This is a genomic window from Marinobacter maroccanus (genome assembly GCF_002933275.1).
Lineage (GTDB): Bacteria > Pseudomonadota > Gammaproteobacteria > Pseudomonadales > Oleiphilaceae > Marinobacter > Marinobacter maroccanus.
On record NZ_PSSX01000019.1, the window covers coordinates 39,817 to 62,137 of the forward strand.

Sequence of the window (22,321 nt, forward strand, 5' to 3'; positions counted from 1 at the left end):
ACTACCACCCCTCGCGAAACTCGACATTCTGGTGGGCCAGACCGCTGACAAGTTGCTCTGACAATCGTTGCTGCACGTCGGCCAGGGTTACACCCGGAACGAAATCACTGACCTGGGACATGGCCATACCGGCATAGCCGCAGGGGTTGATGCGCCGGAAGGGTTCCATATCCATATCCACGTTCAGTGCCAACCCGTGAAAGGAACAGCCACGGCGAACCCGGAGGCCAAGGGAGGCAATTTTGGATTCGCCCACATAAACCCCGGGCGCATCTGGCCTGGGTGCAGCCTCTACGCCCAGACCGGCGAGGGTCCGGACGATGGCCTGCTCAATCTCATCCACCAGCGATCGCACACCCAGCTTTTTGCGGGTCAGATTGATCATCAGGTAAATCACCAACTGACCGGGCCCGTGATAGGTCACCTGGCCGCCACGATCCACCAGGATAACCGGAATATCGCCGGGAGCGAGAATGTGCTCAGCCTTGCCCGCCTGGCCCTGGGTGTAAACCCGGGGATGCTCAAGGCACCAGAGTTCGTCCGCGACACTGTCATCGCGGTCGGCGGTGAACGATTTCATGGCCTCCCAGGTTTCCAGGTAAGGCTGCTCCCCCAGGGATCGAACAATCAGGTCAGGCATCGGGCTCAGAGCACCATATGCACGCGGCCACTGGCCTTGAGATCTTCAAACAGAGCTTTGAGCTGCGCTTCCCCGGTAGCCACAATCTTGAGTTGGACCGAGGAGAACCTGCCTTTGCTGCTGTCGTTAACCGTGATGTCGGTTTCGCTGATCCCGGGTGCGTGCTGCTCCACAACCTCAACCACAAACTCGGTGAAATCCGGCGCGGCGTTGCCGATCACCTTGATCACGTAGTCGCAAGGAAACTCAATTTTTGGTGCTTTCGGCTGACTCATGCCGTTTTACTCCCAGGGATCAACATCACCCTACTGAAATAACTGAACGAAAAAGAGCTTGATGGCATCCCAGATTCGTTTGAAAAATCCGCCCTCGGGGACCTCGGTCAGGGCCAGCACCGGCTGATCAACCAGCACTTCACCGTTATAGGACACTTTGACCCGCCCCAGCTCATCCCCGACCTTGATGGGTGCTTTGATCACAGAATCAAGGTCTACCGTGGACTCCAGATCGTTTCGGGAACCCCGGGGGATGGTGACATAGACGTCTTCGGTCATGCCGACTGAAAGCTGGTCAGCCTGGCCACCCCAGACACGGGCTTCGATCAGCTCCTGGCCGGACCGGAAAAGGCGCTCGCTCTCGTAGTAGCGGAAGCCGTAATTCAGCATCTTCTGGATTTCCTGAGCCCGCGCTTCCGAGCTGCTGGTACCCATGACGACGGCAATGAAGCGGGTGTCGTTGCGCTTGGCCGAAGCAACCAGACAGTAACCGGCTTCCTCGGTGTGACCGGTCTTCAGACCGTCGACGCTGTCGTCACGCCAGAGCAGGCTGTTCCGGTTCGGTTGGCGAATATTGTTATAGGTGAAGTGCTTTTCAGCGTACAGCGGATAGTTTTCCGGATAATCATTGATGATTGCCTGCGCCAGCATGGCCAGGTCATAGGCCGTTGAAAAATGATCCGGCGAAGGCAGACCGGTAGCATTTTCAAAATTGGTGTCTTTCATGCCCAGCAACTGGGCCTGCTGGTTCATGATATCAACGAAGGCGTCTTCGCTGCCGGCAACAAATTCCGCAAGAGCGACTGAGGCATCGTTGCCCGACTGAATGATCACCCCCCTGAGCAGATCTTCAACCGACACCTGAGTGCCTTCCCGAACGAAGGTTCGGGAACCTTCGGTTTTCCAGGCATGCACGCTGATCGGCACCATGTCGGACATGGCAATCCGGCCCTCATCAAGCTCCCGCTCGACGATGTAGGCGGTCATCATTTTGGTCAGACTGGCCGGAGGCAAACGCTCATGGCTGTTCTCCTCCATGATGATCCGTCCGCTCTTGGGTTCCATAAGAACATAAGAGCTGCCGGCAATCTGCGGCGGCGACGGAATCAGTACCGACTGGGACATCGCCTTGCCCGTGAGGGCAAGCATCAGCACAAAGACAACAGATAGGGTTCGAAAAGCAGAGTTTAAGGCCATGGGTCCATTCATTCGTCGTTAAGTGTGTTTCTTATATAAGTGTCTTGTTCGCTGTACTCAGTGCGTGTCGGTCAGCAGGATGGACTGATCGAAACCCCGGGCTTCCAGCAGGCTCTGGGTGCGTCGGGCGCTGTCTTCATCGCTGAACGGGCCCACCTGAACCCGATGGAATCGCCCTGAGGACGTATCAACAGCCCGCACACGCATTGGATTTTCCAGCACAGCTCTTACCTGGCTGAGCAACTTTTCGGCCGGATCCCGGCTGCTGAAGGAACCCAGTTGTACAAACAATGACCGGTTGGCGGTCGCCATGTCACCGCTTGCCTTCACCCGGCTTTCAGCGTATCCAGTCGAGTCTCCGGGAGAAAAGGGCTCACCGGCAATAGACATGGCTCCGTCCGGCCTGACCGTAATGGCGGCTACTTCCACCCGTGCTGTGCCACGAGCCTGGTAACCCAGCTTTTTGGCAGCAGCGTACGACAGGTCGATGATTCTGTCGCTGTGGAAAGGACCACGGTCGTTGACCCGAACGATAACCGAGCGGCCATTATCAAGATTCGTTACCCGGGCATAACCAGGGATCCGCAGGGATTTGTGCGCGGCGGACATGGCATACATGTCAAAGGTTTCGCCGTTGGAGGTCTTGTGACCATGAAACTTCTCGCCGTACCAGCTCGCTGTGCCCCGGGCAACATAGCCGTCGTTGCTGTCGAGCACCTGGTACTGTTTGCCCCAGACCTTGTAGGGTGATTTGTTGCCGGCCCTTCGGGGCGCCTCGTAAACCGGTACCGCATCGCCAAGCCCGGAGACATCGAAATTGCCCGACGGCGCCCGGTCGGTCGCCAGGGTGTAGCGGGATGAATGGTCCGTTTCCGGAGCTGACGCACAGCCGCTGAGAATCATCGCCGCAACGATCACCAGCAGGAGAGAAAATGAGGGCTTACAGTTCACTGTCTGGAGTTCCTCTTGACCACATTGGCCACCGAAATCATATTCCCGATGGCCCTCCGTCCATTGTAACGGGTTCTCAGACGGAATCACCATTACCCGGCTGCCATCATTGTAGGAACACAGTCAGGCACCAATCATTCGGCGGTGGGTGTGAATGGACATCAAAACGCCAAACGCTGCCATGAGCGTTACGCCCGAGGTTCCACCGTAACTGATCAGAGGCAAAGGGACACCAACAACAGGTAACAGCCCGCTGACCATCCCGACATTCACCAGGATGTAGATAAAGAACGTCATGGTGAGGGCACCGGCCAGAAGACGACTGAAGGAATCCTGGGCCGTGGCAGCAATGTAAAGACATCGCAGGATAATCAGGAAATACACCGTCATCAGGATCAGCATACCTACAAAGCCGAATTCCTCCGCCAGCACCGCAACAATAAAGTCGGTATGGCTCTCTGGAAGGAACTCGAGGTGCGACTGGGTCCCTTGCAGCCAGCCTTTGCCATCCACTCCACCGGAACCAATGGCCGTTTTGGACTGGATGATGTTCCATCCGGCACCCAGGGGATCACTCTGCGGATCCAGGAGTGTCAGCACCCGCTGCTTCTGGTACTCCCTCATGACGAAGAACCACATCAGCGGCGCCGAGACGGACACCATGGCCACGAAGGCGGCGATCAGTTTCCAGCTAATACCGGCGAAAAACACCACGAAAATGCCGGCCATGCCCACCAGCAAGGAGGTCCCCAGGTCTGGCTGCTGCATGATCATGATCATCGGCACCAGAACAATGGCCAGCCCGACGGCCACATGCCGGAACCTCGGCGGCAGGAAATGCCTGGACAGGTACCAGGCCGCCATCATGGGTACCACCAGTTTCATCAACTCCGAGGGCTGAAAACGGGGCAAGCCCGGTATTGCCAGCCAACGCTGGGCGCCCTTGGCACCGACGCCCACCAGCATGACTGCAATCAAAGCAACAATGCCGGCCGCGTAAAGCCACGGCGCCCACCGGCGAAACACCGAGGGATCCAGCTGGGCAAACACCAGCATCACCACAAACGCGACGCCTAGCCGAATGCCCTGGGCCTTGACTACCTCGAGGTTCCGGTCGGCACCGCTGTAGAGCACAAACAGCCCGCCGGAAACCAGCAGGAGCAGCAGCAGCAAAAGGATCGGATCCAGATGCAGCGCGGTCCAGATACTCCGGTGCCTGCCAAGCGGGTTACTCGCCGTTGAATCCAGTAACGCCTTGAACGCCATCAGTCGGCCACCTCGTCGACGCCGCTGACCAGAGCGCCATCGGCCTGACCATAATCGAGCAGCCAGGAATCAAAAAGGGCCCTGGCAACCGGCGCGGCCGTCCCGCTGCCGCTACCGCCGTTTTCAACGATCACGGCAACCGCGATCTCCGGGTTGTCCGCCGGCGCAAAGCCAACAAAAAGCGCGTGATCCCGGAGCCGCTCGCGGATTTCCGCTTCATCGTATTCTTCATCCTCGGCAAGGCTGAAGACCTGCGCGGTACCGGTCTTGCCCGCCATTTTGTAGGAGGCACCCCGGCCCACAGAGCGGGCCGTTCCCTTCGGACCGTGCATCACCTCAACCATGGTATCAACCACATATTCCCAGTCACTGGCGTTCTTGAGGTTCAGCGGCTCGTGAGTCTCGGCCGGCAGAAACTCCTCGACCGGCCGATCACCCTTGATGTCCCTCAGAAGTCTTGGCTCTACCCACCGGCCCCGGTTTGCAATCAAGGCAGTTGCCGTGGCCAGCTGCAACGGCGTGGCAAGCATGAACCCCTGGCCGATGCCCATATTGACGGAATCCCCCGGATACCAGGGTTCATTCCGGACTGCCCGCTTCCAGTCCCTGGAAGGCAGCAACCCGCTCAGGGCACCTGAAACATCCAGTGTGGCGTCTTCCCCGAAGCCGAAATGGGCCAGGTAGCTGTGCATGGTATCCACGCCCATTTCCACCGCCACCTCATAGAAATAGACATCACAGGATTCGGCCACAGCGTCCTTCAGATCAACCCAGCCATGTCCGGTTCGCTTCCAGTCGCGCCACACCCGGCCGCCTTCATTCAGGCGAAAATGACCAGGATCCCAGATGGTGTAATCCCGGGTGGTGGCACCGCTATCAAGGGCCGCCACTGCGAGCATCGGTTTCACAGTCGAACCCGGAGGGTACTGCCCCCGCAAGGCCCGATTGAACAGGGGCTTATCCTTGCTTTCACTCAGTTCCCGATAGTCGTTGACGCTGATACCGGTAACGAATTTGTTGGCATCAAAACCCGGCACACTGGCCAGTGCAAGAATGCCACCGGTATCCGGTTCGATAGCAATGATGGCGCCGCGGCGACCATCCAGAAGTTCGTGAGCGCGCTGCTGCAGCCTGAGATCCAGATGCAACTGCAGATCTTCTCCAGGCACCGGGTTTTCTCGCTCCAGGACACGCAGCGTCCGGCCCCGGGCGTTGGTTTCAACGTGCTGGTAGCCAACCTCACCATGGAGGATCTCTTCGTAGAAGCGTTCGATGCCCGATTTTCCGATGTAGTTGGTGCCGGCATAGTTGACCGGATCGATCCGCTGCAACTCGTCACGATTGATACGGCCAACAAAGCCAAGAGCATGGGCCGTCAGTTCGCTGTGCGGGTAAAAACGCACCAGCTCTGCCTCGACCTCCACCCCGGGAAGCTCATGGCGATGCACAGCCAGGCGGGCCATCTCCTGTTCATTGAGGTCGTAGCGGAGGGGAATTTCCTGGAATGGACGGCGGGGTTCCTGAAGCCGACGCTGGAAACGTTCACGGTCTTCGGGAGAAATCTCCAGGATAGTGCCTAGCTGAGCGAGAGTATCGTCCATGCCCTGCACCCGTTCGGGCACAAGCGTCACACTGAAAACGGGCCGATTCTCCGCCAACAGGGTGTCATTGCGGTCGTAAACCAGCCCTCGGGGGGGCGGCACCGACTGGACCTGAACGCGGTTCTTGTCCGAGAGAGTGGTGTAAACCTCATGCTCCACGACCTGAAGCTGGTACATCCGCGCAATCAGGCCGCCAATGGCCAGCGTCACAAACACCAGCATCACCAGAGTACGGCGCTGGAAGAGCCGGCGTTCCGCTGCCGTATCCTTGAACTCACCCCATGGCATGATGCCCCCCTAGGCCCGGTGATACGGGTGATTGCGGGTGATCGACCAGGCCCGGTACAGCTGCTCTGCCAGAACAATACGCACCAGAGGGTGGGGCAAAGTGAGCGGCGACAGCGACCATTGCTGGTCGGCCCGCTTCCGGCAATTGTCGGCCAGGCCATCAGGGCCGCCCACCAGAAAGCTCACATCTCGGCCATCCTGTTGCCAGTTTTCCAGTTGAGCCGCGAGTTTTTCGGTCGACCAGGGGCGACCGCCAACCTCCAGCGCAATCACCCGGTCTTTCGGACCGGTAGCCGCCAGGATCGCGTCGCTTTCTCGCTGCATCAGTCTGGGAATGTCGGGATTCTTGCCCCGGTGGGCGACAGGAATTTCAACCAGTTCCACGGGTAGCTCCGGCGGCATTCGGCGGGCGTAATCTCCGAATCCGGTACTGACCCAGTCGGGCATTTTCTGCCCCACACAGATCAGGCGTAACCGCATGATTATTCGCTGCCCGCAACACCAAGATCCGGAGCATCGCGCCAGAAGCGCTCCAGATCGTAAAACTCCCGTGTGGCAGGCATCATCACGTGAACAACCACGTCGCCCAGGTCCACAAGGATCCAGTCGCTGACGCCAGCACCCTCAACGTTGCTCGCGCGCACGCCCTGCTCCTTGGCTTCGATTACAACGGAGTCGGCGAGGGATTTCACATGTCGATTGGACGTTCCGGATGCCAGAACCATGAAGTCGGTGACACTGGTGCGGTCACGGACATCAATCACGCTGATGTCCTGTGCTTTCACATCTTCAAGCGCATTAATTACCAGATCTTTCAGTTGCTCTGCCTGCATAATCACCCTGTTGGACGGGCGTTTGCCGGTATGGCCGCCCGAAATGTCATATTCAGACGCGATTGTAGCACTAAAAGTTCCCGTCGGGGCATGCACCATAGAGCCCCTGGCGACGAATTTCTGCCCAGACCTGGTCGGGCATCAGGTAGCGGGGTGAACGGCCGTCACCAATACGTTCCCTGATGCCGGTGGCGGAAATATCCAGAAGCGGCGGATCGAGCTCTAGAAAATAGCCGCAGGAACGGCCGTGCAAGGCCTCGGGGCCTCCCACACCTCGCTCCGCCAGCAGCCGGGCCGGTTCGCCTGTAGGGTCCAGCGCCGGGCCTGGTCGACGGACCACCACCACATGGGCCAGCTCCGGAATCTGCTGCCACTCCCGCCAGCGGTCGAACCCGGCAAAGGCGTCGGTGCCAACCACCATCGCCAGGGGCTCATCCAGCCCAAGCTCCGCGCGAAGCTGACGCAAGGTGTCGGCCGTGTAGGAGGCGCCTTCCCGTGCCAGTTCCCGGTCGTCAATCCGTAACTGGGGCTCGTTGGCCACCGCCAGCCTCAGCAGCTCCAGGCGCTGACCGGAGGAAGCCCCGGTCTGCCCCCGATGCGGTGGAATATGACAGGGCACCAGACTGACGTACTCCACGCCGAGACGGTCACTGATTTCAAGGGCCAGCCTGAGGTGGCCATGATGCACCGGATCAAAGGTTCCGCCATAGATCACATGCATGGGCATCAGGTCCGGATGTGCCCGTCACCGAAAACCACGTATTTCTGGGACGTGAGACCCTCAAGCCCCACCGGCCCCCGAGCGTGGATCTTGTCGGTGGAGATGCCGATTTCAGCTCCCAGTCCATACTCAAACCCGTCGGCAAAGCGCGTTGAAGCGTTGACCATTACGGAACTGGAGTCCACTTCGGTAATGAACCGACGTGCCCGGGTATAGTTCTCGGTGATGATGCTGTCGGTATGCTGGGAACTGTAGCGGTTGATATGATCAATGGCGCCATCCAGTCCGTTAACCACGCGCACTGCCAGCACTGGAGCCAGGTATTCAGCCTCCCAGTCTGCCTCGGTGGCTTCGGCCACGCCCTCAACAATGGACCGTGTCCGTTCACAGCCCCGCAGTTCAACGCCTTTCTCCACAAAAGCCTGGGCCAGAAGAGGCAGAATATCCTCGGCGATCTCGGCGTCGACCAGCAGGGTCTCCATGGTGTTGCAGGTACCGTACCGGTGGGTTTTGGCGTTGATCGCCACTGCCAGTGCCTTTTCAGGGTCGGCATGGCTGTCGATGTAGACATGGCAAACACCATCAAGATGTTTGATGACAGGCACCCGGGCATCTCGGCTGATGCGCTCAATCAAGCCTTTGCCACCCCTGGGCACAATGACATCAACATAGTCCGGCATGGTGATCAGCTCACCCACGGCCGCGCGATCGGTTGTCTTGATCACCTGAACCGCATTTTCGGGCAGACCTGCTTTTGCAAGCCCTTCGGAAAGACAGCGGGCAATGGCCTGATTGGAATGGATCGACTCCGAGCCGCCCCGCAGAATGGTCGCATTGCCCGATTTGAGGCACAGACTGGCGGCCTCGACGGTCACGTTGGGACGGGACTCGTAGATGATACCGATGACTCCCAGCGGAACACGCATCTTGCCCACCTGAATGCCGGAGGGGCGGTAGGCCATGTCGGTAATGGCACCGATAGGGTCCGGCAACGACGCCACCTGGCGAAGGCCTTCAATCATGGTATCGATTCGCTGGGGAGTGAGCTCCAGCCGGTCCAGCATCGCCGCATCGAGGCCGCTTTCACGGCCCCGCTGCAAATCCTTGCCATTGGCCAGGGCCAGCTCTTCCCGGGCTGCATCTAGAGCCTCTGCCGTCGCCAGTAGCGCCTGATTACGCACGGCCGTGGTCGAACGCGCCACTCCGGTAGCCGCTGCTCTGGCCTGCTGCCCAACCTCAGCCATGTATGCTGCAATATCCATTCAAATACCTTTCTGTTTTCAAGCGGAATCAGGAATAAGTGCCTAACTTTACCTTTCCCGTTTCAAGTACGCATCCCAAACAGATATTATACCGCTGCGATATGCCATACTCGGAACCTGAAGGAGCTTTTGAACAACTCCCCGGGGACGGTTTTTTAAGGGAGTTCGGGAAAAGGAAGGACACAATGGCCCAGATGGCCGAAAAATTCCTGTTAAGCAAGTTGTCGCGGGCAGGCTTCGTGGCCCTGATCGCCATTGCCACCCTCTGTGCCGTATTGGGAGAACCCATGGTTGCGGCGGCTGCGGCTGCAGCCTCAGGCATTGTGATTTCCGGCAAGACCTTTCATCCCAGCCGGGTGAATCAGCCCTGGCCTCGGGTCCAGCAGGCTTTTTTTGTGATTCTTCTGCTGATTCTGCTGGCCAGCTTCTGGACCGGCCCCTGGATCCTGAGCCACTGGCTGTACGCCCTTCCCCTCGTCGCTTTCGCACTGGTCCCGCCTGCGGCAGCGGCACTGATCACCCTGGTTATTACAGTTCTGGCGATGATCGCGACGCAATGGGCTGTCGGCCTTGCTGACCGCCACCAGATGATCAGCGCATTTCTGCTCACCATGCTGCTCTCGGCCCTGCTGGTATTCCTGCGTGACTACAAGGCCCGGCAACTGGCCCCGTTGCGCCGGACCGATGAACTGACCCAGGCCGCCAGCCGGGAGTATCTTTCCGCCGACCTGCATAAGGAAATCCAGCGCAGCGAACGGGAAGGCACAGACATGTCCATTATCATGATCGGACTGGACACCCACCTGAGCGACAATGATCCGGATGAGGACATACGTTCGATACTTCCGCGCATTGGTCGTTACCTGCACTCCCAGATCCGTGATTTCGACACCTATTACCGGGTCGCCGATTTGCAGTTTCTGGTGATTCTGCCAGGTATCTCCACCAGCGACGCTATCGCTCGCGCCGAGACTATCCGCAAGGGCCTGGCAACACTTCTGGAATCACACGGCATGAACCTCACTGTCAGTACTGGAATTGCCGGCCTGAATATTGGTGACGATGCCAACAGTCTTCAGCAGAGTGCGGCGAATGCCTTGCGCCGGGCCCAGCAGCAGGGAGGCAACCGAAGCCAGGCCTATAGTTCCTGGTCGCAGCCGGCGCAACCAAGCCAACCGCAAGCCCAGGGACCGGTATAATGACAGAGACTCGCCTGAGAACCTGGACCCACGCCTTTGGCTACAGCATTGCCTGCCTGTTCATTTTCACCCTGGCCATGCAGAACCTCCGCTATGGCTTCTACGAATTGTTCTACCTGGCCTCCGGGATGGCGACCCTGACCCTTGCCGGCGCCATTTACACCATTATCTGTCGTCGGCATCAGCTGTCAGCGCCGGGGCACCTGGTCATTCTCTCCGGCCTGAACAGCGGCATGCTGGCAGCACTGCTGACCATGGATGCACCCGGTATCAGCCACTGGGCAATGCCTCTGCTTGTCCTGAACCTGCTAATCCTGCCGCTGCGCCAGGGCGTCGGGCTCTCCCTTTTGCTGCTGGTGCCCATGTCGATCATCCTATTCCTGGAACAGGCACCGGCCGAAGCCATTGCCATCACGGGAGGCCTGTTCATTCTGCTGGCCGTCGCAGCCCTGTACATCTGGCACTATGACCACATGGCCCAGTCAGCCGAGGATCTTGCGATTACCGATCCCGTAACCGGTGCTCACAACGCCCGCTTCCTGGATGAAACCCTGCAGAAAGAGATCAGCCGCGCCATCGCCACCGGGCACTGCCTATCCGTGATCGACCTGAGTATTGATTACGCGGATGAAGTGGCCGACCTCCACGGCAGGGATCAGGTTCAGGGCCTGTTCCGGGACATGACCGAACACCTCTTTGGCGTGATCCGTGCCGGTGACACCCTGTATACCCTCAAAGACTCCGAGTTTTTCCTGATCCTGCCGTTTACGCCGGAAGAAGGCGTGAGAGTCATCGCCGAGCGGATCCGCCGGACCATCGCCGAACACCACTGGCCCGTGGTTGGCACGGCCACCGTCAGTCTGGGCTGCACCACTCGGGGCAGCGGCGATACCCGCACCGACACACTCCGGAAGCGGGCCCATCAGGCCATGGAGGAAGCTCGCAGGCGCGGCACGGATTCGGTCTGGTTCAGTCCGGGAGAAACCATCGAAACATGAGCAGTGCCTGGCTGAATGACCTGTCGGCATGGTTGAGCCTGCATCCCGGCTGGCTGGCAGTGGCCCTGTTTTCTACCGCATTTATCGAATCCCTCGCGATAGCCGGCATCATTGTCCCGGGTGTCGCCATCCTGTTTGCCGTCGCTGTACTGGCCGGCGAAACCGGTATGCCCTTGCCAGAAGCACTGCTCTGGGCTGGCCTGGGCGCCATTGCGGGCGACACGGCCAGCTTTGGTCTCGGGCGGTTGCTGCAGGGCCGCCTGACAACGGCCTGGCCGCTGAGCCGTTACCCCAGAATCATCAGTACCGGAGAGCGTTTTTTTAACCGTCACGGTGGTAAAAGCGTGATCATCGGGCGTTTTGTCGGGCCGGTTAGACCGGTTATTCCCCTGGTGGCCGGGGCCCTGATGATGTCCTGGCCTCGCTTTCTGGCCTTCAACGTCGGATCGGCCATCGCCTGGGCACCCGTCTATATTTTCCCGGGATTTCTGGTGGGCAGCGCCCTGGCCAGCGAAATCAGGCCTCCAGCGCACTTCTATGCGGTGGTCGGCATCAGCCTCGCCGCCCTGACCGTGGTCTATTTCGTGCTGTTGCGATTTCAGCTGGGGCTTGGAGAAAGCAGCCGTTTTTACCAATGGCTTAAGCAGTGGATGGCTCAATACGAAGCGACTCATCGATTCTGGCGCCTGTATACCAATCAACGCCCTGCCCGGGAGGGTGAGTTTCCGCTGGCTTCGTTCATGCTCGCGCTTGGCGCGTCAGCCCTATTGCTCATCTGGAAGCAACTGGCTACCGCAACGAGCCTGCTGGATGGCTTCGACCAGGCCGTCCTGCAATGGTTTGAGCAACTCCGCCAACCTCTGCTGGATGGCCCCTTCATTGCCATTACGTTGCTTGGTGACGCCCCGGTTCTGATCGCCGCCGGTGCTCTGGCATTCGCAGCATTGCTGTTCCGGGGCTATTACGCCGCCGCCACCCATATTCTGGTGGCCGTCTTAGTGACCATATTTCTGGTCTGGGGCCTCAAGTTCCTGCTCGGCGTCCCACGGCCGGACGAAGTCATGGGGCCGCCCGATTCCGGTGCTTTCCCCAGCGGTCACACGGCAGGCGTTACCTTGCTGGTCACCATGCTGGCAAGTTTCGTTGCCGGAGAAAGCCGACACCGGAAGCGCTGGCAATCCTATGTCCTGCTGTCTCTTCCACTGGTGCCCGTGGCTTTGAGTCGGCTTTACCTGGGCGTTCACTGGTTTACCGACGTGATTGGGGGGTTGCTGCTTGCACTGGCTGTCACCGGGGCGGTACGGGCCAGCTACAGCCGCTACGACAAGGTACCTCTGGCCCCTGATATAACCATTGTGGTTGCAGCGGTTGTCTGGGTGGTCTATGCAGGCGGGTATATCATGCTGTCATGGGATGAGGCCGTTGTGAATTTCCGGCCCGTGGGTTAGAGCCTAGCCCTCCTCCAGCGCTTCCAGAAGCCCCTGGAGTCGGCTCAGGCGTTCCAGCGGATCCTGCAACTCCACCAGCTTCTGCTTCTCCTGTTTGTCCAGAGGCAACAGTTCCGTGAGCCGCCATCCAACATCCCGGGCATCGCCATAGTCAATGTCCATGTTCAGGTCCCTTATGACCGGATGCCGGAACAGCGCCTTGAGTACAGAAGGCAACTCGCTGAAATGGTCAGGCACCTCGCTCTCTGCCTCCTCAATCAGACACTCAACGTCACCGACATTCAAGCCGTCTTCCTGCTGCCAGCTGCGAACCACCGAGACCTTGGATTCGCCCTCAACGGTAATCCCCAGAAGGCCGTTCTCAAGCTGCTGGAAATCAATAATCCGCACATAGGTGCCAATATCGTAAAAGGCTGCCGTGCGCCCGGCCTCTCCGCCTTCCTGCAACAGCACCACAACGAACCCACGATCCTCCTTGAGACAACGGGTAAGCATGTCGATATAGCGTGGCTCGAACAGCTGCAAGGGAATCCTCCCCCTGGGCAGGACGATGGAATTCAGGGGGAACAGAGGTACATTCATAAGAGCAACAGTCACTGGAAAGCAGACTCCACAGTTTACACAGCCCGGACAATCACCGGATGGCCAGCAATTGCTGAACTTCGTCGACCCGGGCCCTGGCCTCGGTTAGAAGCTGCAAACTGCGGGAGGCATTGAGTTCAAGTTCGCCCAGACGCCGATATGCGGGCACCTGGTCGAACGGAGGTAACTCGGCATTCTGGCTGGAACCGATCATCGAATGCAATTGTGCCACGATAACCACATCCACCAGCTGGGGCGACGCCTCGCGGCATTCATAACCCCAGTCCTCGGCGTGACGGACCGCTTCTACGAATGCCGGCGGAAAGGACCAGTTTTCGAGGACCGCCGTGCCCACGTCCGCCCTGAGTTCCCGGATCGCATGGCTCAGGTTGGCCTCATCGGCAAAGAGGTTCACATGATGTTCAGCCTGAACCAGAATCGGCACCACGCCGATATCATGCAGCAGTCCCGCCAGCAGCGCCTCTTCCGGATTCAGCCGGGTGGCGTGGTCCGCCAGCACCCAGCACAGGGCTGCCACTTCCCGGGAGTGCCGCCAGAGTTTTTCCATTTCTTTCTGCAACGACGCCTGACGAGTCTTGAATACCTCCCGCATGGAGAACACTGTCACCAATTGCCGGGTGGTACGCATGCCAAGACGGACAACCGCTTCCCGGACATTCCGGACGTCACTGAATCCTCGATACAGAGGGCTGTTGCAGGCACGGACAAGCTTGGCCGCCATGGCCGGGTCCGCAGACACCGCAAGTGCCACCTGATCCGCCGTCGATTCCTCACGATCGACCGCACGCCGGACCTTCCAGGCCACATCCGGCACACTGGGGAGCTTGACCTGATTCGACCTCAACTCCGAAAGGAATTCCATCAACAGGTGATGTTCCTCGCTCTCCATACCGCCCGCGCCCTCACCGGAATCCATTTCAACCTGTTCCACGGGCGCCGAGCGTAGCAGCTGGTTGAGGATTTCCTGCTCAACAACCAGGAACTCAGAGGGTTTTACGGCGGTTACGTCGTACATTCTGGGCTGGAGCCGGGCGATGGGATTGTGCGCTTTCTCTGTCTCGGCTTCGATGATCGATTTACGGCCATCCAGGGATTCCAGCTCCACCTTGCCGGCAATCAGAAAGAAGTCGAGACCATCCCGGACACCGCGCTCAAGAACCCGCTGGCCGGGCCCATGGGTTCGTCGCTCGGCGCGGCTGGCTAGCAGAACCAGTTGGTCATCCGTCAGCCGGTTCAACGGCTGAAACTCTTTAAGGCGACGAAGCGGCAGGCTTTCCTGGCCGGCCATAGGCATACTCCTTGTCGGTTCAAACCGGAAAATAAGTTGGCAACTCTGTTAACTATTGTAAACAGAGGCTCTGAAAACAACCATGCGCCTCGAGTCTAATCTGGTATCCTCTGTTTTTTTGATCAACGTCATCAGGTAACAACAGAGAGAACAGAACACCATGCCTCAGTATCGTTCGCGGACATCCACCGCAGGTCGCAACATGGCCGGCGCCCGCGCCCTCTGGCGCGCTACCGGTATGAAAGACGGGGATTTCGGCAAGCCCATTATCGCGGTTGCCAACTCCTTCACCCAGTTTGTGCCGGGCCACGTGCACCTCAAAGACCTCGGTCAGCTGGTGTGTCGCGAAATTGAGGCCTCCGGCGGTGTGGCCAAAGAATTCAACACCATCGCAGTCGACGATGGCATCGCCATGGGCCATGACGGCATGCTGTACTCCCTGCCCTCGCGGGAAATCATCGCCGACTCCGTAGAGTACATGGTGAACGCGCACTGTGCCGATGCGCTTGTGTGTATCTCCAACTGCGACAAGATCACCCCGGGCATGCTGATGGCGGCCATGCGCCTGAATATTCCTACTATTTTCGTCTCCGGCGGGCCGATGGAAGCAGGCAAAACCAAGCTGTCCGAGCACAAGCTGGACCTGGTGGATGCCATGGTCATTGCCGCAGACCCCAACGCCTCCGATGAACAGGTGGAAGAATACGAACGCAGCGCCTGTCCCACCTGCGGCTCCTGTTCCGGCATGTTCACCGCCAACTCCATGAACTGTCTGACCGAAGCCATTGGCCTTGCGCTGCCGGGCAATGGTTCTCTGCTGGCCACCCACGCAGACCGGGAACAGCTGTTCCTGAAGGCCGGTCGACAGATTGTGGAGAATGCGCGGCGCTATTACGAGCAAGACGACGCCAGTGTACTGCCCTTGAGCATTGCTTCGATGGCAGCCTTTGAAAATGCCATGGTCATGGACATCGCCATGGGCGGCTCAACGAACACCATCCTCCACTTGCTGGCGGCTGCCCAGGAAGGCGGTGTTCCGTTTACCCTGCACGAAATCGACCAGCTTTCACGCCGGGTCCCGCAGCTGTGCAAGGTGGCACCCAACTCGCCCAAATATCATATGGAAGACGTGCACCGGGCCGGCGGCATCATGGGCATTCTCGGCGAGCTGGAACGGGGCGGACTGATCAACACCGATCTACCCACCGTGCACAGCAAGACCATGAGAGAAGCGCTCGAGACCTGGGATATCATGCGGTCGCCGCCCACCGAGGTGGTCGAATTCTACAAGGCCGGGCCGGCTGGCATTCCCACCCAGACCGCCTTCTCCCAGAGCACCCGCTGGCCAACCCTGGACGGCGACCGGGAAACCGGTTGCATCCGCTCGGTCGAAAACGCCTACAGTTCCGAAGGCGGCCTGGCAGTACTGTATGGCAACATTGCCCTGGACGGCTGCGTGGTCAAGACAGCGGGAGTGGACGAGAGCATCTATGTATTCGAGGGCAAGGCCCGGGTATTCGAGAGCCAGGATTCCGCCGTTGCCGGAATTCTCGCCGACGAGGTCAAGCCGGGCGAGGTTGTGATCATCCGTTACGAGGGGCCCCGTGGCGGCCCGGGTATGCAGGAAATGCTGTACCCGACCAGCTACCTGAAATCCAAGGGCCTCGGAAAGGACTGCGCACTGCTGACCGACGGACGCTTCTCCGGCGGCACCTCTGGCCTGTCCATCGGCCACGCGTCGCCGGAAGCGGCCGCCGGTGGAGCCATTGGCCTGATCGAGAATGGCGATACAATTCTTATCGACATTCCGAACCGGAGCATCAACGTGGAACTGGACCAGCACGAGCTGGATCGTCGCCGGGAAGCACGGGATGCCAAGGGCTGGAAACCGGAGCTGCCACGGGACCGCAAGGTGTCTGCGGCCCTGAAAGCCTACGCGCTACTGGCCACAAGTGCTGACAAGGGCGCTGTTCGGGATCTCGAAAAGCTCGGCTGAAAATCCTGAGCGCCAGCCAGCAAAAAAGCCCGGCGGGAAAGTCCCGGCGGGCTTTTTCTGTTCAGGAGACTCCGATTACCAGAGCGACCAGCCTCCGTCTTCCTCTTCCTCAATAGCGTCGTCCTGCTCCGGGGCCGAGGTTTCTGCCGTGGAAGAAGCTGACTGCTGAGTCGAAGCGCTGCTGGATCTAGTGGACTGTGACGGTGCCGACGCGGCCACCTGAACCGAAATCATGCCCAGGGCTTCCTTGGTCGGATCGTCCAGAATACCGGTAGCCTGAAGACCGTTATCCTGTTGGAACCGGGTCAGCGCGGACCGGGTTGAGTCATCCATCTGCGGGCTGACATTGGTAATGTCGTACCCTGCTCCGTAGAGCGCATTCTTGAGTGCAACGATCTCATCCGCGAAGGCCGCAGGGGCAAAGCCCAGTGTGACCGCCAATCCGGCCGCAGCGGCCAGGCGTCCCAGTCGGGTAGTTGCTTTTCTCATGGTACTCACCTGCCTAACTCCTGATATCTCGCCGATATCCGTTTCTTTCTTGTTATGTGGTGCCTATCTCCACAGGCTGGGGCAAACGGCTAAAAGCCTACCATACTTTTGTCGTATGTCGCCTTACCGGACATCGTCTCCCGCTTCCCTGCCTGGCTCTTGCGACTCATCGTCCACAGTGGCCGGCGGGCGGTGGGCCTCTTCACTGAACTCGCGGATGAAAATCCCCCAGAAAGCCATGAACAGGGCTGCCACCAGTGGTCCCATCACAAAACCATTGATGCCGAACATGACGATGCCGCCTAGTGTGGACAGCAGGACAATGTAATCCGGCAGCTTGGTGTCTCGACCAACCAGTACCGGGCGCAACAGGTTATCCGCCAGCCCGATGACCACCACGCCGAAGGCAGTCAAAACCACCGCCTCGATCACATCTCCAACAGCGGCAAGGTAAATGGCAGCCGGCACCCAGACCAGGGCGGCCCCCACTGCCGGCAACAGCGATACGATTGCCATCACCACACCCCAGAGCAAGGCGCCGGAGATCCCGAGAATCCAGAAAATCAGCCCGCCCAGAGCCCCCTGGATGATCGCAATCAGCAGGTTCCCCTTGACGGTCGCCCGGGTCACCTCCGCAAACTTGGCAAACAGCAGACGCTCCCGCTCATCCCCCAGTGGCAGCGCCTTTATGATCAACTCGACCAACGCATGGCCATCCCGCAGCAGGAAGAACGCCAGATACACCATCAGCGCCAGGCCCAGGAAAAACTGGAAGGTATTCTGGCCAACGCCCAGGGCCTGTTTGCCGAGGAACTGGCTGCCGCCGACAAAAATGCTCACCGCCCGGTCTCTCAGCTCGGCAAAGCTGATATCGAACTGCGCCAGAAACGCCTGGATAGCCGGGAACGACTGATTGACTCGATCTATGTACTCGCCGGGCCGTATCTCGCCGCTCTGAATCTGCTGATAGAGCGCGACCCCTTCAGCAACCAGGGATGTCACCAGAACAAGAACCGGGATAACCACGATAAACATGCAGATGCACAGGGTTATCAGCGCATTCACATTGGGCCGTTGCCCCAGTTTCCGCACCAGCAGTTGCTGCACCGGGTGAAAAATCAGGGCAATGGCAACCGCCCAGAATATAGGGCCGAAGAAGGGCTTCATGAGAAATACAAAGGCAAGGGAAACGCCGATCAGCAACGCCAGAAAAGTCCGTGTTTCAAGTTTTGCGTACATAGTCTTTGCGGTTCCCCGATTTTGGTTCTGCATTCTAACGCGCCATTCTACCCTACCACGCTGGCGTGGCCACTGTAGCTCTCTTCAGGTTATAGTGGACGGTTGTTGTTCAACTAATAGACAGGTCATGTTGTTGGAACTGGAAACCTTCACCGTCGAAACAGCCCTGGACGCGGCCACTCAGCTGCGCAAGGTACTGGCCGCCAGAACTCACCGGCGCAAGGTGATGGGCCAGGAAGTGATGGTGCCCGGCCAACTCGGCGAAGCCCTGCAGTTGCCACGAATCATCAACCGACTTCAGAGCAAGCAACAGAGGCAGCGAGACCTTGGACTGGAGGACTTCCAGGAGCTCTGGCCTACACTGTCGCCACAGACACGGGAAAGAGTATTGGAGGCGATTGGCTGGTATGACCCGAAGGAACTTGACTGGGATGACAAGCGATCCAACCGCCGGCCACTGGTCGATCCAGACAGTTAAGCCGTATAAATACGGCATCCCGACTTTGAAATGTCATACTCGGCCCATATGTTGGGCAGTATCAGGAGGATATTTATGACTCAACCACAGCATTACACGGCACTTCTGGCTGAGGGCAGCGCGGTTCCCACCCTGCTGTGCGGCCACTGCCACTCGATTCTCTCCAGGGCACGCATTTTCCGGAACCAGGGTGACCAGCACCAGGATATGGAATGCCGGACCATTGGCCTTTGCTCAGCCGACGATTGCGGCGCAGTCAATTGCTGTGACCAAGCTCTGGCCCGCGTTGACAACCCCGAACGCCTGTTTGGCATTGCGTCCTGATTCAAAGCGGCAACGCTCTGTTACGCAACTCAAACACACAAATTTTCCATCTGCTTTATCCTGATCTTCGACGATTGTCTTAGGGCATTCGGTTCACCGGATGCCGCCCGGCAATCACGCACCCAATCAGTCAGGACAGTCGATGGCATGCGTATTCTGAGAACCGATGAAGCCCGCTTCGCAGGTCTTCCGGATTACCCTTTTGCTCCAAACCATCTCGACGTAGAGCCCGGGCTCCGGATGCACTACGTTGACGAGGGCCCGCGAGGCGCTTCGCCGGTAATCATGCTCCATGGCGAACCATCCTGGTCCTACCTTTACCGGCACATGATTCCCCTGGTGGCAAATGCCGGTCATCGGGTGCTGGCTCCGGATCTGATCGGCTTCGGCAAGTCCGACAAGCCGGCCTCTGTTGCTGACTACAGTTATGGCCGCCACCTGGCATGGTTGGCCAACTGGCTGGAACAGCTGGACCTCACCGACATCACCCTGGTGTGCCAGAATTGGGGGTCACTGTTGGGCCTGCGCCTGGCAGCGGAACACCGACAGCGCTTCAGCCGCATTATCGTGGGCAATGGCATGCTGCCAACCGGCGAGGCACCTGTTCCTGCGGTGTTTTCCATCTGGAAGGCCTTTGCCACGCACAGCCCCTGGTTCCCGGTTGGGCGCATCGTACAACTGGGCACCGATCGTACGCTGAGCAAGGCTGAGCTTGCTGCCTATGAGGCGCCGTTTCCTTCGGCGGAGTTCAAGGCCGGCGCCAGGGCGTTTCCAAAGCTGGTACCCACAGAGCCGGGTACGCCGGACAGCGAAGCCAACAAGGCCGCCTGGCAGGTTCTGGAAAAGTGGAATAAACCGTTTATTACCTGTTTCAGCAGCGGCGATCCGATAACCCGAGGCGGTGACAGGCACATGCAGCGCCGGATTCCCGGCGCCCACGGCCAACCCCACATCACGCTTCGGGGCGGACATTTCCTGCAGGAAGATTCACCGGAAGATTTTGCCCGCATCATCATCGATGCCCTGAAATCGGAAATGGCGGCCTGAGCCTCCCCGGAATTGACGCAACGCAATGGCCTGTCCCCGGCAACTACCTATAGCCCCGCCAGGCTTTTCCGTATTAAAGCGACCAGAAAACCGCTATAATGGCGCCACATCACGCATTGCCCGGCAATGCTTTACCTCCCGAATTCCGAGTGAATCAATGTCTGAATTGTCCTTTGCCGAACTGGGGCTTGATCCAGCCGTACTTGAAGCTGTGTCCGCCGTTGGCTATGAAACCCCGTCTCCTATCCAGGCCCAGTCCATCCCTGCGCTGCTTGCCGGCAACCATCTGCTGGGCGTTGCCCAGACCGGTACCGGTAAAACCGCAGCGTTTGCACTGCCTCTGTTGAGCCGAATTGACGCCTCTGTTACCGATCCCCAGATTCTGGTTTTGGCCCCAACACGGGAACTTGCCATTCAGGTGGCGGAAGCTTTTACCACCTACGCCAGCAAGTTCCGGAATTTCCACGTTCTGCCCATTTACGGTGGCCAGGACTTTTATCCTCAGATCAAGGGCCTGCGTCGCGGTGCCCAGGTGATTGTGGGCACCCCGGGCCGAATGCTCGACCACCTGCGCAAGGGCACCCTGAAACTGGACAGCCTGAAAGCGCTGGTCCTGGACGAAGCTGACGAAATGCTGCGCATGGGCTTTATCGACGACGTGGAAGCGATTCTGGCGAAGACACCGGAGAACTGCCAACGGGCACTGTTCTCGGCCACCATGCCACCGCAGATCAAGAAAGTGGCCCAGACCTACCTGCGAAACGCTACGGAAGTTCGTATCGAAAGCGAAACCCGCACGGTCGAGCGCATCTCCCAGTTCGTTCTGCCGGTCTATGCCGAGCGCAAACTGGATGCCCTCACCCGGATCCTTGAAGTGGAGCCGATCGACGCATCGATCATCTTTGTGCGCACCAAGGCAGAAACCACCCTGCTGGCGGAAAAACTCTCTGCCCGAGGCCATGCGGTGGCACCGCTTAACGGTGACCTCAACCAGCGCCAGCGTGAGCAGACCGTTGAAGATCTCAAACGTGGCAAAAAAGACATCATTGTTGCCACCGACGTGGCCGCACGCGGACTGGATGTGCCCAGGATCACCCACGTGATCAACTACGACGTGCCCTACGACACCGAAGCCTACATCCACCGCGTTGGCCGAACCGGTCGCGCCGGACGCGAAGGCAAGGCAATTCTGCTGGTTACGCCCCGGGAACGCAGCTGGCTACGCACACTGGAGCGCGCCACCAACTCACCCATGCAGGCCTATCAGCTGCCTTCGCCGGTTGAGCTGAAAAAAATGCGCGAGCAACAGTTCGAAACACAGCTGTTGGGCTTTGCCGAGGATGGAAAGCTGGCCAAAGCGATGGCGCTGCTGGATGAAATTGCAGAACGCAACGACATGGACACGGCGATGGTCGCCGGCGCTCTGGCCTGCTGGCTGGAAGCGTCCCAGCCCGGATCGCTACCGCTGGAGCAGCCGGAGGCCTTGCCGGAGATTTCGGCCACTGCGCCCCCGCGCCGGGACCGCAAGGGTGGTCGTCCGGGTGGCAAGCCCGGGTACAAGCCGGGCTTCAAGAAAGGACCAAAGGGGCGCGGCGGCCCCGGACCTAAGGGCAAGCCCCCCGGCAAGGGCGGCAAGCCCGCAGGCAAGCGCCCGCCGCGTCAGGCTGACGCCAAGCGCTGATAGACGACGAAACTGTAGTCGTAAGGATTGTTATCGGACGCGGAGAAATCCTCCCGTCCGATTTCTTCCCACTCATCCCAGTTCACTTCCGGAAAAAAAGCATCGCCATCCACCTCTGCGTGCACCTGGGTGATGTACATCCGATCAACCATCGGCAATGCCTCGGCGTAGATCTGCCCGCCACCGATGATCATCACTTCGTCGCCACCTTCCAGCTCCGCTTGCGCCTCGGCTTTCACAAGAGCTTCAGGCAATGACGTCGCGGCCACCGTTCCAGTCGGCGCTTGCCAGGCTTCATTCCGTGAGATCACCACGTTCATCCGCCCCGGCAATGGCCGCCCGATGGAGTCCCAGGTCTTCCGGCCCATGATGATGGGCTTGCCCATGGTGGCCTGTTTGAAATAACGCAAGTCACCCGGAAGATACCAGGGCAGGTTGTTGTTACGGCCAATTACCCGGTTACGGGACATGGCAACGATCAGAGCTTTTCTCATGTA

Annotated in this window: 23 protein-coding genes; 8 read left to right on the forward strand and 15 right to left on the reverse strand. The window is 59.1% G+C overall.

From position 1 onward, the window contains the following. Position 1: 1 nt before the first annotated feature. From lipB to KEHDKFFH_RS16920, 10 genes are all read right to left on the reverse strand, one after another. The gene (lipB, locus tag KEHDKFFH_RS16875) at positions 2-640 is read right to left on the reverse strand and encodes a lipoyl(octanoyl) transferase LipB (protein WP_104322989.1); all 639 of its coding nucleotides are present in this window, start codon (positions 638-640) and stop codon (positions 2-4) included. 5 nt (positions 641-645) lie between these two features. Then, complete coding sequence (locus KEHDKFFH_RS16880) at positions 646-915, reverse strand: HP0495 family protein (protein WP_069183958.1); 270 nt, start codon at positions 913-915, stop codon at positions 646-648. A gap of 30 nt (positions 916-945) precedes the next feature. After that, the gene (locus KEHDKFFH_RS16885; protein ID WP_104322990.1) at positions 946-2,112 is read right to left on the reverse strand and encodes a D-alanyl-D-alanine carboxypeptidase family protein; all 1,167 of its coding nucleotides are present in this window, start codon (positions 2,110-2,112) and stop codon (positions 946-948) included. Between the two features lie 57 nt (positions 2,113-2,169). Beyond that, positions 2,170-3,063 (reverse strand): septal ring lytic transglycosylase RlpA family protein, encoded by an 894-nt coding sequence (locus KEHDKFFH_RS16890; protein WP_104323018.1) that lies wholly within the window; start codon positions 3,061-3,063, stop codon positions 2,170-2,172. Between the two features lie 123 nt (positions 3,064-3,186). Then, positions 3,187-4,329, reverse strand: coding sequence for a rod shape-determining protein RodA (rodA, locus tag KEHDKFFH_RS16895; protein ID WP_104322991.1), 1,143 nt, complete (start codon positions 4,327-4,329; stop codon positions 3,187-3,189). After that, positions 4,329-6,218 (reverse strand): penicillin-binding protein 2, encoded by a 1,890-nt coding sequence (mrdA, locus tag KEHDKFFH_RS16900; RefSeq protein WP_104322992.1) that lies wholly within the window; start codon positions 6,216-6,218, stop codon positions 4,329-4,331. The genes rodA and mrdA overlap by 1 nt, the downstream gene beginning before the upstream one ends. Positions 6,219-6,227: 9 nt before the next feature. Beyond that, complete coding sequence (gene rlmH / locus KEHDKFFH_RS16905) at positions 6,228-6,698, reverse strand: 23S rRNA (pseudouridine(1915)-N(3))-methyltransferase RlmH (RefSeq protein ID WP_104322993.1); 471 nt, start codon at positions 6,696-6,698, stop codon at positions 6,228-6,230. A gap of 2 nt (positions 6,699-6,700) precedes the next feature. Further along, positions 6,701-7,051, reverse strand: coding sequence for a ribosome silencing factor (rsfS, locus tag KEHDKFFH_RS16910; RefSeq protein WP_064227041.1), 351 nt, complete (start codon positions 7,049-7,051; stop codon positions 6,701-6,703). 70 nt (positions 7,052-7,121) lie between these two features. Then, entirely contained in the window at positions 7,122-7,772 is a 651-nt protein-coding gene (nadD, locus tag KEHDKFFH_RS16915) for a nicotinate-nucleotide adenylyltransferase (RefSeq protein WP_104322994.1), read from the reverse strand. A gap of 5 nt (positions 7,773-7,777) precedes the next feature. Next, positions 7,778-9,034, reverse strand: coding sequence for a glutamate-5-semialdehyde dehydrogenase (locus KEHDKFFH_RS16920; RefSeq protein ID WP_104322995.1), 1,257 nt, complete (start codon positions 9,032-9,034; stop codon positions 7,778-7,780). Between the two features lie 185 nt (positions 9,035-9,219). Here KEHDKFFH_RS16920 and KEHDKFFH_RS16925 point away from each other — a divergent pair, with 185 nt between their 5' ends. The 3 genes from KEHDKFFH_RS16925 to KEHDKFFH_RS16935 are packed head-to-tail and all read left to right on the forward strand — an operon-like array spanning position 9,220 to position 12,679. Then, a complete protein-coding gene (locus KEHDKFFH_RS16925) occupies positions 9,220-10,233 on the forward strand; it encodes a GGDEF domain-containing protein (RefSeq protein ID WP_104322996.1) in 1,014 nt (337 codons plus the stop codon). Further along, positions 10,233-11,231: a GGDEF domain-containing protein gene (locus KEHDKFFH_RS16930; protein WP_104322997.1), complete on the forward strand. Its 999-nt coding sequence runs from the start codon at positions 10,233-10,235 to the stop codon at positions 11,229-11,231. Before KEHDKFFH_RS16925 ends, KEHDKFFH_RS16930 begins: the two co-directional genes overlap by 1 nt. Then, a complete protein-coding gene (locus KEHDKFFH_RS16935; protein WP_104322998.1) occupies positions 11,228-12,679 on the forward strand; it encodes a bifunctional DedA family/phosphatase PAP2 family protein in 1,452 nt (483 codons plus the stop codon). Before KEHDKFFH_RS16930 ends, KEHDKFFH_RS16935 begins: the two co-directional genes overlap by 4 nt. A 3-nt stretch (positions 12,680-12,682) precedes the next feature. Here the strand turns inward: KEHDKFFH_RS16935 and KEHDKFFH_RS16940 are convergent, their stop codons facing one another. Further along, complete coding sequence (locus KEHDKFFH_RS16940) at positions 12,683-13,261, reverse strand: LON peptidase substrate-binding domain-containing protein (RefSeq protein ID WP_104322999.1); 579 nt, start codon at positions 13,259-13,261, stop codon at positions 12,683-12,685. A 52-nt stretch (positions 13,262-13,313) separates the two neighbouring features. After that, positions 13,314-14,570, reverse strand: a complete 1,257-nt coding sequence (locus KEHDKFFH_RS16945; protein ID WP_104323000.1) for an HDOD domain-containing protein — start codon at positions 14,568-14,570, stop codon at positions 13,314-13,316. A gap of 160 nt (positions 14,571-14,730) precedes the next feature. Here KEHDKFFH_RS16945 and ilvD point away from each other — a divergent pair, with 160 nt between their 5' ends. After that, positions 14,731-16,566: a dihydroxy-acid dehydratase gene (gene ilvD / locus KEHDKFFH_RS16950; RefSeq protein ID WP_104323001.1), complete on the forward strand. Its 1,836-nt coding sequence runs from the start codon at positions 14,731-14,733 to the stop codon at positions 16,564-16,566. Between the two features lie 75 nt (positions 16,567-16,641). On the opposite strand, the gene KEHDKFFH_RS16955 is transcribed toward ilvD, so the two are convergent. Together KEHDKFFH_RS16955 and KEHDKFFH_RS16960 are read right to left on the reverse strand one after the other, a co-directional pair. Continuing rightward, a complete protein-coding gene (locus tag KEHDKFFH_RS16955; RefSeq protein WP_104323002.1) occupies positions 16,642-17,055 on the reverse strand; it encodes a peptidoglycan-binding domain-containing protein in 414 nt (137 codons plus the stop codon). A 123-nt stretch (positions 17,056-17,178) separates the two neighbouring features. After that, the gene (locus KEHDKFFH_RS16960) at positions 17,179-18,294 is read right to left on the reverse strand and encodes an AI-2E family transporter (RefSeq protein WP_104323019.1); all 1,116 of its coding nucleotides are present in this window, start codon (positions 18,292-18,294) and stop codon (positions 17,179-17,181) included. Positions 18,295-18,421: 127 nt separating this feature from the next. Between KEHDKFFH_RS16960 and KEHDKFFH_RS16965 the strand changes: the two genes are divergently transcribed. The 4 genes from KEHDKFFH_RS16965 to KEHDKFFH_RS16980 all read left to right on the forward strand — a co-directional run bounded on the left by KEHDKFFH_RS16965 (position 18,422) and on the right by KEHDKFFH_RS16980 (position 21,824). Further along, positions 18,422-18,772 carry a hypothetical protein gene (locus KEHDKFFH_RS16965; protein ID WP_104323003.1) on the forward strand — a complete coding sequence of 117 codons (351 nt, stop codon included), beginning with the start codon at positions 18,422-18,424 and terminating at the stop codon, positions 18,770-18,772. A gap of 75 nt (positions 18,773-18,847) precedes the next feature. Beyond that, positions 18,848-19,096, forward strand: coding sequence for a hypothetical protein (locus tag KEHDKFFH_RS16970; protein WP_104323004.1), 249 nt, complete (start codon positions 18,848-18,850; stop codon positions 19,094-19,096). 147 nt (positions 19,097-19,243) lie between these two features. After that, the gene (locus KEHDKFFH_RS16975; protein ID WP_104323005.1) at positions 19,244-20,143 is read left to right on the forward strand and encodes a haloalkane dehalogenase; all 900 of its coding nucleotides are present in this window, start codon (positions 19,244-19,246) and stop codon (positions 20,141-20,143) included. Positions 20,144-20,300: 157 nt separating this feature from the next. Continuing rightward, positions 20,301-21,824 carry a DEAD/DEAH box helicase gene (locus KEHDKFFH_RS16980; protein WP_104323006.1) on the forward strand — a complete coding sequence of 508 codons (1,524 nt, stop codon included), beginning with the start codon at positions 20,301-20,303 and terminating at the stop codon, positions 21,822-21,824. Here the strand turns inward: KEHDKFFH_RS16980 and KEHDKFFH_RS16985 are convergent. After that, positions 21,803-22,318, reverse strand: a complete 516-nt coding sequence (locus tag KEHDKFFH_RS16985) for a dihydrofolate reductase (protein WP_104323007.1) — start codon at positions 22,316-22,318, stop codon at positions 21,803-21,805. The two genes, KEHDKFFH_RS16980 and KEHDKFFH_RS16985, sit on opposite strands and share 22 nt — an antisense overlap. Between the last annotated feature and the right edge of the window lie 3 nt (positions 22,319-22,321).